At 68.9% G+C, this 13,278-nt stretch carries 12 protein-coding genes and 1 rRNA gene; all 13 read left to right on the top strand.

Annotation, left to right across the window (positions count from 1 at the left end; genetic code table 11):
• Positions 1 to 198 precede the first annotated feature (198 nt).
• The 13 genes from rrf to IEW87_RS12875 all read left to right on the top strand — a co-directional run bounded on the left by rrf (position 199) and on the right by IEW87_RS12875 (position 13,242).
• Positions 199 to 315: ribosomal RNA gene (gene rrf / locus IEW87_RS12930) — 5S ribosomal RNA — on the top strand.
• A 139-nt stretch (positions 316 to 454) separates the two neighbouring features.
• The gene (locus tag IEW87_RS12925; protein ID WP_188712582.1) at positions 455 to 1,696 is read left to right on the top strand and encodes a hypothetical protein; all 1,242 of its coding nucleotides are present in this window, start codon (positions 455 to 457) and stop codon (positions 1,694 to 1,696) included.
• Positions 1,639 to 2,997, top strand: coding sequence for a putative sodium/potassium/calcium exchanger (locus IEW87_RS15110; RefSeq protein ID WP_188712581.1), 1,359 nt, complete (start codon positions 1,639 to 1,641; stop codon positions 2,995 to 2,997). The genes IEW87_RS12925 and IEW87_RS15110 overlap by 58 nt, the downstream gene beginning before the upstream one ends.
• Positions 2,981 to 4,018: an HAD-IIA family hydrolase gene (locus tag IEW87_RS12915; protein ID WP_188712580.1), complete on the top strand. Its 1,038-nt coding sequence runs from the start codon at positions 2,981 to 2,983 to the stop codon at positions 4,016 to 4,018. The genes IEW87_RS15110 and IEW87_RS12915 overlap by 17 nt, the downstream gene beginning before the upstream one ends.
• A 150-nt stretch (positions 4,019 to 4,168) precedes the next feature.
• Positions 4,169 to 4,303, top strand: a complete 135-nt coding sequence (locus IEW87_RS15160; protein WP_268234603.1) for a hypothetical protein — start codon at positions 4,169 to 4,171, stop codon at positions 4,301 to 4,303.
• Positions 4,300 to 5,136, top strand: coding sequence for a TlyA family RNA methyltransferase (locus tag IEW87_RS12910; protein WP_188712579.1), 837 nt, complete (start codon positions 4,300 to 4,302; stop codon positions 5,134 to 5,136). The genes IEW87_RS15160 and IEW87_RS12910 overlap by 4 nt, the downstream gene beginning before the upstream one ends.
• A gap of 34 nt (positions 5,137 to 5,170) precedes the next feature.
• Entirely contained in the window at positions 5,171 to 6,151 is a 981-nt protein-coding gene (locus IEW87_RS12905) for an NAD kinase (protein ID WP_188712578.1), read from the top strand.
• Positions 6,148 to 7,836, top strand: coding sequence for a DNA repair protein RecN (gene recN / locus IEW87_RS12900; protein ID WP_188712577.1), 1,689 nt, complete (start codon positions 6,148 to 6,150; stop codon positions 7,834 to 7,836). The genes IEW87_RS12905 and recN overlap by 4 nt, the downstream gene beginning before the upstream one ends.
• Before the next feature lie 84 nt (positions 7,837 to 7,920).
• Positions 7,921 to 9,606, top strand: coding sequence for a CTP synthase (pyrG, locus tag IEW87_RS12895; protein ID WP_188712576.1), 1,686 nt, complete (start codon positions 7,921 to 7,923; stop codon positions 9,604 to 9,606).
• Positions 9,603 to 10,187: an NUDIX domain-containing protein gene (locus IEW87_RS12890; protein ID WP_188712575.1), complete on the top strand. Its 585-nt coding sequence runs from the start codon at positions 9,603 to 9,605 to the stop codon at positions 10,185 to 10,187. The genes pyrG and IEW87_RS12890 overlap by 4 nt, the downstream gene beginning before the upstream one ends.
• A gap of 170 nt (positions 10,188 to 10,357) precedes the next feature.
• On the top strand, positions 10,358 to 11,260 hold the full coding sequence (xerD, locus tag IEW87_RS12885; RefSeq protein WP_188712574.1) for a site-specific tyrosine recombinase XerD: 903 nt from the start codon (positions 10,358 to 10,360) through the stop codon (positions 11,258 to 11,260).
• 156 nt (positions 11,261 to 11,416) lie between these two features.
• Positions 11,417 to 12,415: an ATP-binding cassette domain-containing protein gene (locus IEW87_RS12880; RefSeq protein WP_188712573.1), complete on the top strand. Its 999-nt coding sequence runs from the start codon at positions 11,417 to 11,419 to the stop codon at positions 12,413 to 12,415.
• Positions 12,412 to 13,242, top strand: coding sequence for an ABC transporter permease (locus IEW87_RS12875; RefSeq protein ID WP_188712572.1), 831 nt, complete (start codon positions 12,412 to 12,414; stop codon positions 13,240 to 13,242). Before IEW87_RS12880 ends, IEW87_RS12875 begins: the two co-directional genes overlap by 4 nt.
• Positions 13,243 to 13,278: the final 36 nt, after the last annotated feature.

Genomic DNA, 13,278 nt, shown 5'->3' with positions numbered 1-13,278 from the left:
TGTGTAGCTGACTGGTACTAATAAGCCGACGACTTGAAAACATTCACATTTCTGTCTTTCTTGATGAGATGTTCGCGTCCACTTTGTGGTTCCCAGAGGACAAACACGTCCCGGGGACATAATTTCACAGTGCATGAAGCATGCTGGTGAAACACAATTCTTCACGCCAACACGTCCGTGTTGGTTGTGGTTAGGTGTTTCGGTGGTTATTGCGAGAGGGAAACGCCCGGTCACTTTCCGAACCCGGAAGCTAAGCCTCTCAGCGCCGATGGTACTGCAAGGGGGACCTTGTGGGAGAGTAGGACACTGCCGGACTTCACGTAAACGAAAGGGTCGCCCAACGCAGGGCGACCCTTTCGGCATTTCACAGGGCCTTCACCTACGCTCGTACGCGACGTGACAACAGCGTGGAGGACCGCGCAACATAGGGGAGTGGGCATGACCACCGACGACAGTGACGACAGACGAGACCGCCGCGACGACGGCGAGCGTCGTCCTCCCCGTAACGAGCGTCCGCGACAGGGCGGGTCCCGAAGCGGGGACGACCGCGATCGCGGCCGTCCGTTCCGTGATGGCGGTTCCGACCGCAGGTCCGGGTCCGACGACCGTCGCGGCTACGGCCGCGGCAATGACGATCGCCGATCCAGCGGTGACAGTCGCCCTCGCCGTGACGACCGCAGCTCACGCGACGGCGACCGCCGTCCGTATGGTGACAGCCGTCCGCGCCGTGACGACCGTGACGGCCGGAGTAGTGACCGTCGCCCATTCGGTGACAGTCGCCCTCGCCGCGATGACCGCGGGGGTGACCGCCGTTCGTACGGCGAGAACCGTTCCGGTCGTGATGACCGCGGGGGGCGCGATGGCGATCGTCGGCCCTACGGCGACAGTCGTCCGCGTCGTGACGGCCGTGGGGACGATCGTCGACCCTATGGTGACAGTCGGCCGCGTCGTGACGATCGAGACGGTCGCGGGGGTGACCGCCGTCCGTACGGTGAAAGTCGACCACGTCGTGACGACCGCGATGGTCGGAGCGGCGACCGTCGCCCTCACGGTGAGGGGCGTCCGCGTCGCGACGATCGCGACTGGCGCGGCGAAGACCGCCGGAGCGGCGGCCAGGGCGGCCCGCGCGGAGACGATCGGCGTTATGGGCGTGACTCGGATCGTGGTGGCTCCTGGCGCGGCGATGATCGCCGCTCGGGTGGGCGTCGGGAAGATTCGTCGTATCGCGGAGGTCCGCGTCGTGATGACCGCGGGCGCGGTGACGCGGCGCGCGGTCCTCGGGACGGGGAACGACGTTCCTTCCGTCCGAATGACCGCGGGGAACGCCGTTTCGACGACCGCGGAGGCTCGCGCGATGACTTCCGACCGCGTCGCACCCACGGCGACGGCGACAGGCGGGGCGCCCGCGGCGACCGGCGGGATGATTTCCGCCGTGACGACCGGGGAGGTTTCCGACGGGATGACCGCGGCGGTCCTCGACGCGACGAACGCGGCGGTCGCTCGTTCGACGGTGGGCGTGGTCCGCGTCGTGACGACGGGCGTTTCTCCGATCGCCGCCGCGGATACGGTACGGATGACCGCTTCGACGAGCGCGCGGAGGATCCGAACGCGCCGCACCGCGAGCACATCCCGGACCCCGTGCTCCCGGACGACGTATCTCCGAAGGACCTGCTGCCCTCGGCACGCAACGAGCTGAAGACGCTGACAGCGGAGAATGCGGAGCGCGTCGCTCGTCACATGGCGATGGCTGCTCGCGCGATCGACGACGACCCGGCCCTCGCCCACGAGCACGCGAGCGCCGCTATGCGTCACGCCGGCCGCGTTGCTGTCGTGCGCGAGACGCTCGCGATCACGGCGTACGCCACCGGTGACTTCGGGCTCGCACTGCGCGAGCTGCGCACGGTGCGACGGATCTCCGGGCGCAACGACCACATCGCGATGATCGTCGACAGCGAGCGCGGCGTCGGCCGCCCTGAGAAGGCGCTCGAGGAAGGGCGGGCTGCGGATCGCACGACGCTCGAGGTGGCACAGCGCGCCGAGCTCGCGATCGCGATGTCGGGCGCTCGTCTTGACCTCGGTCAGGCGGAGCTCGCGCTGCACGAGCTGGACATCCCGGAGGCGGATCCCGATCGCGCCTTCGAGTGGAGTCCCGGTCTGTTCGCTGCCCGCGCGGCTGTGCTCGAGGAGCTGGGCCGCGAGGACGAGGCTTCCGAGTGGTCGCGGCGGGCGCGGATCGCGGGCGAGGCGATCGCGGCGCGTTTCGCCGAGGACGACACGGTCGAGATCTACGAGATCGACGCGCCGCGCACCGACCTCGATCGCGCCGGGTGGGATGACGCGGTGACCGAGCATGCCGAGGACGCGTCCGGCCCGTCGCCGGAGGTCGTGACCGACGAGGAGTCCATCGGCGCGCATTCCGCCAACGAGGCCGCCGTTGACGGAGACCGCGCTGATGAGAGTTCGCTTGACGGGCACTCGCCAGATGAGCATTCGGTTGACGAGAACATCGTTGACGAGGGTTCGGTTTCCGGGGGCTCCGTTCACGAGAACCCCGTCAGTGAGACTGTCGTTGACGAGGATCGCGCTGATGAGCACTCGGTCGACACGAACCTGCAGGCAACGACGACGGCGCCCGCCTCCGAGACCGTCTCGGTCGAAGGAATCGCTGACGACGCCTCGTTCGACCCCGGCGAGGGCGAACTCTCGATCGAGGACGAGGTCACCGAGATCCTCGCGGCCGCAGGCATCATCGACGACACGGAAGCCCCGCACGCCGATGACGTCGAGGCGACTGACGTCGAGGCGACTGACTTCGAGGCGACTGACTTCGAGGCGACTGACTTCGAAGCGACTGACGCCGACGCGATTGAGGGCGTTGACGCGACGGACGCGACGGACAGGACTGCCGGGACGGACGACGAGACGGCCGGCGCGTCGGGCAAGGCGGCCGCAGGCACCGACGAGGAGGAAGACCGCCCCGATGGCGCTCTTTTCTAGGAAGACCGGTGCGCCGCTTGACGGCGTGGACGTGCTGTTGGCGGATCTGGACGGCGTCGTGTACGCCGGCCCTGGGGCGGTACCGCACGCGATCGAGAGCCTAAATCGCGCGGAATCAGACGGCCGCCGACTCGGCTACATCACGAACAACGCCTCGCGCACGGACGCCTCCGTTGCACAGCACCTCGTCGACCTCGGACTGCGGACGCGGCCCGAAGATGTTGTGACGAGTCCGCAGGCGGCCGTCGAGCTGCTCGCGAAGACCGTGCCGAGCGGATCCACTGTGCTCGTCGTCGGCGGGGAGGGACTCGTCGTCGAGCTCGAGAAGGCCGACTACGTCGTCACGCGGAGCGCGGACGACCGGCCCGCGGCCGTTCTGCAGGGGTTCGACCCCACGGTCGCCTGGACCGACCTTGCGGAGGCGGCCTTCGCGCTGCAGACGCCGGAGGACGCTGGCGGGATCCCGTGGATCGCCACGAACACCGACTGGACGATTCCGCGCGAGCGCGGCGTCGCGCCCGGCAATGGCACGCTCGTTTCCGCCGTCCACACCGCCGTCGGACGCCTCGCGACCGTCGCCGGCAAGCCGGAGGCGCCGATCTACCACGCCGCCGTCGCCCGGTTCGGTGCGCAGAAGCCGTTGTTCCTCGGGGACCGTCTCGACACCGATATCCAGGGCGCGCAGGCGGCGGAGATGGACTCCGCGCTCGTGCTGACGGGGATCGACCGCCCCAAGCATGTCCTCGCGGCGCCGGAGCACTCGCGACCGACGTTCATCCTGAGCGACCTGCGCGAGCTGTTCGAGCCCTACCCGCGCATCAGTCAGCGGGGCGGGGTCACCACCGTCGGCACGGCGAAGGTGCGCACCGGCAGCGGACCGGAGATCGAGATCCTCGCCGAGGGCGACCGCGACATCGATCTGCTGCGTGCCGGAGCTCACGCGATTTGGTCGACGGGACGGCAGATCTTCGGCTTCGACGTCCCTGAGCGCCTGTACCGCGACAGTTTCCACCGTCCGTGACCGTGGCGGTGCCTCGATCGCATCTCCGGTCGCGCAAATGCACCGAAAAAGGCGAACGAAGGTGCGATTGCGCGACCGGAACCGGTGGGGGATGCCGGGAAAGGCGCGGCGGGGCCACGGGAACGGTGTCCTCGCGCTTATCGTGGAGGGATGACGGACGATAGCCTCGTGGATCGGCTCGCGCTCATTGAGACGCAGCCGCTCGCGGAGCGGGCGCAGGCCTACCAGGCGCTGCACGACGAGCTCGCACGCGAGCTCGAGCGAGCGCCCGAGACCGGCGAGTGAGCGGACGCCTCGACGCTGAGCTCGCCGCGCGCGGGCTCGCTCGGTCGCGCACCCACGCCGCCCGGCTCATCGCCGACGGACGCGTGCAGGTCGATGGCGTGCGCGCGGCGAAACCCGCCGCGCGCGTCGCGGCCGAGCAGCGGATCCACGTTGACGCGGATCACTACGTCAGCCGGGCCGCGCACAAGCTCATCGCGGCGCTCGACGCCTTCGATGTGGTCGTGTCGGGGCGCGCGGCCCTCGACATGGGCGCGTCCACGGGCGGCTTCACGCAGGTGCTGCGGGAACGGGGCGCCGCGCCCGTTCTCGCCGTCGACGTCGGTCACGACCAGATGGCTCCCGAGATCTCGGAGGATCCGGATGTCCACGTCGTCGAGGGCATGAATGTTCGCGCGATGACCGCCGCGAGCCTCGCCGAGGCGACCGGGTTCTCGGATCCGCCGGCCGTCGTCACGGGAGACCTGTCGTTCATCTCGTTGACCCTCGTCCTTCCCGCAGCGGTCGCGGTGGCGCGACCTGACGCGGACTTCGTCCTGCTCGTGAAACCGCAGTTCGAGGTGGGCCGCACGGAGGTGCGCGGCGGCGTCGTGTCGGATCCGCTGCTGCGCGCCCGCGCCGTGCGTGGCGTGGTGGACGCCGCCCGCCCGCTCGGGCTCTCCCTACAAGGCGTGGTCCCGAGCCCCGTGACCGGCACCCACGGCAATCGCGAGTACCTCCTCCACCTGGCGCGCGATGTCGACGGGAGCGCCGATTCCGAGCGGATCCTCGCGACTGTCCACTGGGATGACGACCCGCCGCGCGCCGGCGGTGGGACATCCGACACAATGGGATGAGAACCCTGTGCCACGACGCTCGAGAAGGAGGACGATGAACGCGCGCAACATCCTGATCGTCGCGCACGCTTTCCGCGATGACACCGTCGCGGCTGCCGCGCGCATCGCCGGTATCGTCGAGGAGCTCGGGGCCACACCCGTCTTCGAAGCGGGCGACCGGACCGAACTCACCGCCCTCGTCCCGCAGCTGGCGAGTGCTCGCGTGCTGGGCCTGGACGTGCCGCTCGCCGACCTCGACGCCGCGATCGTCCTCGGCGGCGACGGCACGATCCTGCGCGCGGCGGAGCTCGTGCGAGGAGGCACCGCCCCCGTCCTCGGAATCAACATGGGACACGTCGGCTTCCTCGCCGAGATCGAACGTGACGACATGGACGACGCCGTCCAGCGCGTCATCGTCGGCGACTACCAGGTGGAGGAGCGTCTCGCGCTCGAGGTGAAGGTGCGCGACCACGCGGGGCGCGTCGTGTACGAGACGTGGGCTCTCAACGAGGCATCGATCGAGAAGCAGTCCCGTGAGCGCATGATCGAGCTCGTCATCGGCGTCGACGGACGCCCGCTGTCGAGCTTCGGCGCCGATGGGTGCGTCGTGGCGACGCCGACCGGATCCACCGCGTACAACTTCTCGGCGGGCGGCCCGGTCGTCTGGCCGAGCGTCGAAGCGATGGCGGTCGTGCCGATCTCGGCCCACGCGCTCTTCGCCCGCCCCCTCGTGGTCGGGCCGGAACAGCACATCGCGGTCGAGGTCGCCGGCATCTCCGGATCCCACGGCGTGCTCTGGTGCGACGGGCGCCGCACGCACCCGCTGCCTCCGGGCGCGCGAGTCTCGATCGGACGTTCGTCGGACCCCGTACGGCTCGCGCGCCTCCACCCGACGGCGTTCACCGACCGCCTCGTCGCGAAGTTCCAGCTTCCTGTTCACGGGTGGCGCGGCCCCAGCGGATCCGCCATGACTGACGCTGTTCCCGTTATCCCACCCGCCCGCGCGACGAACGACGAAGGGACGCGCCCCGAGTGATCGAGGAGATGCGACTGACCGGACTCGGCGTCATCGCTGACGCCGCCTTGCCGATGGGGCCGGGGTTCACGGCTATTACGGGCGAGACCGGCGCCGGCAAGACCATGGTCGTCACGGGGCTCGGTCTGCTCATGGGGCAGCGCGCCGACAGCCAAACGGTGCGCTCCGGCGATGCGCACGCGAGCGTCGAGGGGATCTGGCTCGTTCCGGAGAACGGGCCCGTCGCCGACCGCGTACGTGAGGCGGGTGGCGAGATCGAACCGGCCGGCGACGAGCGCGGCGAACTCTACCTGTCGCGCACCATCGCGGCCGAGGGGCGCAGCCGCGCCGCCGTGGGAGGGCGGGCCGCACCGGCGGGCGTGCTCGCCGATCTCGCGGATCTGCTCGTCGCGGTGCACGGACAGTCCGACCAGCTGCGTCTGAAGTCGCAGCCGGCGCAGCGGGACGCCCTGGACCGCTTCGGCGGCGACGTCGTGCGCGATGCGCTCTCCGCGTACCGCACGGCCTTCGACGCATGGACGAAGATCGACGCCGAGCTCGTGGCGCTCGTCACGGATCGCGACGCGCGTGCCGCAGAGGCGGAGAGACTGCGCGTGCAGCTCGGCGAGATCGAGGCTGTCGCGCCGGATCCCGGGGAAGACGTCGCGGTGGCCGAGCGTGCCGAGCGATTGCAGAACGCGGAGGCGCTGCGCGAGGCCGCACAGGCCGCGCGTGAGGCGCTCTCGAGCGAAGACGGGACGGGCGACGTCGCGACGCTCCTGGGGGAGGCGCGGCACGCTCTCGATCGCGCGACCGATCCCGCGCTGGATTCCGTCCGGGAGCTCGTCGCGGATCTCGCGATCCGTGCCGGTGATGCGGCAGGGGAGCTGTCCAGCTATCTCGCGGATCTCGATGAAGAGGGGCCCCACGAACTGCAGGCCGTGGAGGAACGACGAGCGGCGCTCGCCGATCTCGTGCGCCTGCACGGATCCCTCGATGAGGCGATCGCGCTGCTCGAGACCGGATCCGCTCGCCTCGCCGAGCTCGACGACGACGGTGACCGCGTCGAGCGACTCCAGGAGGAGAGCGACACGGCGCTGGCCGAGCTCGACCGCGCGGCGGGCCGACTGAGCGCGGAGCGCCGGACCGCGGCCGAACACCTGGGCACTCGCGTGACCGAGGAGCTGCGGGCCCTCGCGATGCCGGACGCCACGCTCGTCGTCGAGGTCAGCGACGGCGCCGCGTCTGCGTACGGCCGCGACGAGGTCGCCTTCCTGCTTGCCCCGCATGTCGGATCCGATCCTCGCCCCGTCGCGAAGAGTGCGTCGGGTGGCGAGCTCAGCCGCGTCATGCTCGCGATCGAGGTCGTCATCGCCGCGACCGATCCTGTGCCGACCTTCATCTTCGACGAGGTCGATGCGGGCATCGGCGGCGCGGCCGCGATCGAGGTCGGCCGGCGCCTCGCGAAACTCGCGGAGACGTCGCAGGTGATCGCGGTCACGCACCTCGCGCAGGTCGCCGCATTCGCCGAGAATCATCTCAGCGTCGTGAAGTCGAGCGACGGCACGATCACCGCTTCGAGCGTTACGCGCCTCGCCGGAGCCGAGCGCGAGGCCGAGATGGCCCGGCTGCTGAGCGGCATGGCTGACTCCGACGCGGCTCTCGAGCATGCCCGCGAGCTCCTGTCGCTTCGGGCGTCGGTGTGAGTATGCTCAACATCAGTCCATTCCCAGCCCGCCGCGGCGGCGCGCACATCTGGATCCCGATTCCGGGGGTTAGGATTGAAGCCCGTGACCACGACTTCTGACGCGGACGGCTTCGACACCACCAAACACATCTTCGTGACGGGTGGTGTCGTCTCTTCTCTCGGCAAGGGATTGACTGCCGCGAGTCTCGGTAATCTGCTGACGGCGCGCGGGCTCCACGTCGTCATGCAGAAGCTCGACCCGTACCTCAACGTCGACCCGGGAACGATGAATCCGTTCCAGCACGGCGAGGTGTTCGTCACCGACGACGGGGCCGAGACCGATCTCGACATCGGCCACTACGAACGTTTCCTCGACATCAATCTGTCGCAGGCCGCCAACGTGACGACGGGCCAGATCTACTCGAAGGTTATCGAGCGCGAGCGGCGCGGGGAGTACCTCGGCGACACCGTGCAGGTGATCCCGCACATCACCGACGAGATCAAGCGCCGGATGCGCCTGCAGGCCGCGGACAAGCCGAAGCCCGACGTGATCATCACGGAGGTCGGCGGCACGGTCGGCGACATCGAGTCGCAGCCATTCCTCGAGGCGGCGCGCCAGCTGCGGCACGAGCTCGGTCGCGACAACGTCTTCTTCGTGCACGTCTCGCTCGTGCCCTTCATGGGGGCGTCCGGCGAGCAGAAGACCAAGCCGACGCAGCACTCCGTGGCCGCACTGCGCCAGGTCGGTATCCAGCCTGACGCGCTCGTGCTGCGCAGCGACCGGCCGGTCACCGAGGCCAACATGAGCAAGATCGCGCTCATGTGCGACGTCGAATCCGACGCCGTCGTGAACACGGTCGACCTCCCGAGCATCTACGACATCCCGTCGACGCTCAACGAGCAGGGCCTCGACCGCGTCATCATCAAGAAGCTCGGTCTCGCGAAGGCCGTCGACGTCGACTGGTCGCGGTGGCAGAAGGTCCTCGACGCGGTGCACCACCCGCGGCACGAGGTCACGATCGGCCTCGTCGGCAAGTACATCGACCTGCCCGACGCCTACCTGTCGGTGACCGAGGCGCTCAAGGCGGGCGGCTTCGCGCTCGACACGAACGTCGTCATCCGCTGGATCCCCTCCGACCTCTGCGAGACGCCGGAAGGCGCGCGCGAGCATCTCGGATCCGTGGACGGTATCTGCGTGCCCGGGGGATTCGGGATCCGCGGCATCGAGGGCAAGCTCGGCGCGCTTCGGTTCGCGCGCGAGCAAGGAATCCCCACGCTCGGGCTGTGCCTCGGGCTGCAGTGCATGGTCATCGAGTTCGCGCGGAACGTCGCCGGACTCGAGGGGGCATCCTCGAGCGAGTTCGACCCGGGCACGGCCGTCCCGGTCATCGCGACGATGGCCGAGCAGGTCGACATCATCGGCGGGGGCGACCTCGGCGGCACGATGCGTCTCGGCCTCTACCCGGCAGCACTCGCGGAGGGGTCCCTCGCGGCCGAGGTATACGGCACGACGGCCGTGGAAGAGCGTCACCGTCACCGCTTCGAAGTCAACAACGCCTACCGCCAGCAGATCGCGGATGCCGGACTGACGTTCTCCGGCCTCAACCCGCAGCTCGACCTCGTCGAGTTCGTCGAGCTGCCGCGCGACCAGCATCCGTACTACATCGCGACGCAGGCCCACCCCGAGCTCCGCTCACGCCCGACGGAGGCCCACCCGCTGTTCCGTGGCCTCGTGGCCGCGGCGATCGAGCGGGCGCGGTCCAGCGAGCTGTTCGAGGTCGAGGAATGACCTCGGGATCGAACCCGTCCGCAGAGATTCGCGACGAGCCGTTCGAGGTCGACGTCGCGCGCAGCGAGACCGTCTACAACGGCTACGTCTGGGATGTCCGTGAGGACACGTTCCGGTATGGTCCGACGTCCCTCGTGCGGCACTACCTCGACCACACGGGCGCCGTCGCGGTCGTCGCGCTCGACGACGACGACCGAGTGCTGCTGATCCAGCAGTACCGGCACCCGATCGGTACGCGCGACTGGGAGATCCCGGCCGGGCTGCTCGACATCGAGGGTGAGGATCCCCGCGACACGGCCGTGCGCGAGCTTGCCGAGGAAGCGGACCTCGTGGCGGACACGTGGGAGGAGCTCGGCTCGTTCACGCCGTCTCCCGGTGGCTCCAGCGAGCTCATCCACATCTTCCTCGCCACCGGCGTGCGCGCGGCGACCGAGACGTTCGAGCGCCGCGACGAAGAGGCCGACATCCGCACCGCGTGGGTTCCGCTCGACGACGTCGTGCAGGCGATCGTCGAGGGCCACCTCCACAACGCGGCAATGACGATCGGCGTGCTGCTCGCCGCGCGACGGAGATCTGCATAGGGCGTGTTGCTAAACATGACACCTACTGCGCGGACCGCGGCACGCCGCCTCGCGGCGTCCTCGTCGGTCGACGATGCGGCAGCATCGCCTCCCTCCTTGTCCTTGCGACGCAACGCACCGCGACCCGCTCGCGACGGCGCCACGTTTATCAACACACCCTAGGGTCCGTCGTGCTGCTGGATCATGCGGTCGAGAGCTATCTGCGTCACATCTCGATCGAGCGCGGCCTCAGCGACCACACGGTCGAGGCGTACCGTCGCGACCTTGCTGGTTACACCGCATGGCTCGGCGAGCGGGACGTGACCGCGACCGACGGCGTCACGACGGATCTCGTGAACGCGTTCGTCGCCGAGATCGCGTCCGCGGATCCGCAGCCCGCCGCCTCGTCACTCGCCCGACTCCAGTCGTCCGTGCGCGGATTGCATCGTTTCCTTGCGCGCGAGGGAATCGTCGATGAGGATCCGTCCGTTCGGCTGACGCCTCCGAAACAGGGACAAAAGCTGCCGAAGGCCCTCACGATCGACGAGGTCGAGGCGCTGCTTGCGGCGCCGTCCGGCGAGGATCCGATCGGCATCCGCGATCGCGCGCTGCTTGAGCTGTTGTACGCGACGGGCGCGCGCGTCTCCGAGGCGATCGGGCTCGACGTCGACGACCTTCGGGCCGGCGAGGTCCTGCGGTTGCGCGGCAAGGGCGACAAAGAGCGCATCGTGCCCGTGGGATCCTTCGCCCGCGCCGCCGTCGACGCCTACCTCACGCGCGTGAGGCCAGCGCTCGCCGCGAAGAGCACGGCGACGCCGAAGCTCTTCCTCGGTGCACGCGGCCGGCCCCTGTCGCGGCAGAGTGCGTGGCTCGTGATCCAGAAGGCCGCCGAGGCCGCGAACCTCACGGCGCACGTCTCGCCGCACACGCTCCGCCACTCGTTCGCGACGCACCTGCTCCAGGGCGGGGCCGATGTGCGCGTCGTGCAGGAACTGCTCGGGCACGCCTCCGTCACGACGACGCAGATCTACACCCACGTCTCCGCCGACGCGCTCCGCGACATCTACCAGAGTGCGCATCCTCGAGCGGTCTGAGGACAGCGCGAGGATGCGCGATAGCGCAGTTTGGCACCTGCGGTGCGTGGCCCGAGCGGCCTGACGCCGACGACACTTTTCGGGCTATCCCCCTGTCGCCGGTGGCGACGCGAATCTATCGTAGGTTCGCGTGGCAACTGTCCTGGGGAGGAATCCATGACGAACGCATCCGCGCTGGCTGTCGAGGCCCACGGACTCGTGAAGACGTTCGGTGCAAACCGGGCCGTCGACGGGATCGATCTCGCGATCCCTCGCGGCGGCATCTACGGCGTGCTCGGGCCGAACGGGGCAGGGAAGACCACTGCGCTGCGGATGCTCGCGACGCTGTTGCGGCCTGACGCGGGCGAGGCACGGGTGCTCGGACACGACGTCGTCGCCGAGCCGAAGCGGATCCGGGAACTCGTCGCGCTCACGGGCCAGTTCGCGTCGCTCGACGAAGACCTCACCGGCATCGAGAACCTCGTCCTGCTTGGCCGGCTCTATGGCTTCTCCGCGAATGCGGCACGGCGACGCGGCATGGACCTCCTGGACGCGTTCGGCCTCGCCGACGCCGCGGGCCGCCAGGTCAAGAAGTTCTCCGGCGGCATGCGACGCCGGCTCGACATCGCCGGATCGCTCATCGTGACGCCGCAGCTGATGTTCCTGGACGAGCCGACGACGGGTATCGACCCGCGCAGCCGCAATCAGGTCTGGGACATCATCCGCACGCTCGTCGACGGCGGAACGACGATCCTGCTCACGACGCAGTACCTCGAGGAGGCGGACCGACTCGCGAGCCGCCTCGCCGTCATCGACCACGGCCGCGTGATCGCGGAGGGGACGCCCGGTCAGCTCAAAGCGCAGGTGGGATCCGGAGCGCTCACGGTCCGGGTCATCGATCCAGCTGATCGCGCGGCCGCCGCGGACGTGCTCGAGCGCGCCCTCGGCACCGACGTGGTCAAGGAACCCGACCCGGCGGCGCTGACGGCCACCGTCGCTGAGAACCACGCGGCTGCGCAGGCGCTCGCCGCGCTGGCGGAGGCGGGAATCGAGACGGAGACCTTCTCGCTGGGGCAACCGAGCCTCGACGAGGTCTTCCTCGCTCTCACGGGAAAACCGCCCGAGGATGAGCGCGCGAATGCCGAAGACGTGGAGAACACGGAGGTGGCGCGATGAGCGCTGACGTGCAGCAAGCGACCGTGAAGGTCCGCACCGTGCTGCTTCCTGCTGACGAGCGTCCTGCGCCCGCTGGGCCGATCAGCTCGTCGATCACGTACGGGTGGCGCGCACTGCTGAAGATCAAGCACATCCCGGAACAGCTGTTCGACGTGACGATCTTCCCCGTGATGATGACCGTGATGTTCTCCACCATCTTCGGCGGGGCGCTCGCCGGAGACATCAGTGGTTACATCCAGTGGCTCATCCCCGGCGTCTTCGTGCAGACACTAGTGATGATCACGATGTACACGGGCATCACCCTCAATCGCGATATCTCGAAGGGTGTATTCGACCGCTTCCGGTCCCTGCCTGTCTGGCGGCCGTCGCAACTGGTCGGCGCGCTGCTGGGGGATCAGGTGCGCTACACGATCGCGGGAGTCATCATCCTCGCGGTCGGGTTCCTGATGGGGTTCCGCCCAGCTGGCGGATTCGCCGGGGTGGCGGTGTCGTTCGTCTTGCTTCTGGTGTTCAGCTTCTGCCTGTCGTGGGTGTGGACGATGGTCGCGCTCATCATGCGCACGGAGCAGGCCGCAATGGGCGTGTCGATGTTCATCCTCATGCCGCTGACGTTCGTCTCGAACATCTTCGTGGATCCGCGCACGATGCCGGACTGGTTGCAGGCGTTCGTCGACGTCAACCCGGTCAGTGTCATCGTCGGCAGCATGCGTGACATGATGAGCGGCGTCTATGACGCCGGATCCATCGGACTCGTTCTCGTGTACTGCGCCGTGCTCGTGGCGATCTTCGGGCCGATTTCGATGTTCATCTACAACCGCAAGAACTGACCTTCGCCTCCGCATCCGCGACATCTACCAGAGCGC

This window comes from Microbacterium faecale, assembly GCF_014640975.1.
In the GTDB taxonomy this organism is placed as follows: Bacteria; Actinomycetota; Actinomycetes; order Actinomycetales; family Microbacteriaceae; genus Microbacterium; species Microbacterium faecale.
The sequence above is the reverse complement of the archived record's forward strand: the minus strand, read 5'-3'. Positions and strand labels throughout refer to the sequence as shown.

What these genes read in the sequence shown, in the direction of transcription:
- IEW87_RS12905 (WP_188712578.1), top strand. Translation starts at nt 5,171, where the DNA reads ATGAACGCGCGCAACATCCTGATCGTCGCGCACGCTTTCCGCGATGAC.
- IEW87_RS12890 (WP_188712575.1), top strand. Translation starts at nt 9,603, where the DNA reads ATGACCTCGGGATCGAACCCGTCCGCAGAGATTCGCGACGAGCCGTTC.
- IEW87_RS12875 (WP_188712572.1), top strand. Translation starts at nt 12,412, where the DNA reads ATGAGCGCTGACGTGCAGCAAGCGACCGTGAAGGTCCGCACCGTGCTG.
- IEW87_RS15160 (WP_268234603.1), top strand. Translation starts at nt 4,169, where the DNA reads ATGACGGACGATAGCCTCGTGGATCGGCTCGCGCTCATTGAGACGCAG.
- IEW87_RS12915 (WP_188712580.1), top strand. Translation starts at nt 2,981, where the DNA reads ATGGCGCTCTTTTCTAGGAAGACCGGTGCGCCGCTTGACGGCGTGGAC.
- IEW87_RS12880 (WP_188712573.1), top strand. Translation starts at nt 11,417, where the DNA reads ATGACGAACGCATCCGCGCTGGCTGTCGAGGCCCACGGACTCGTGAAG.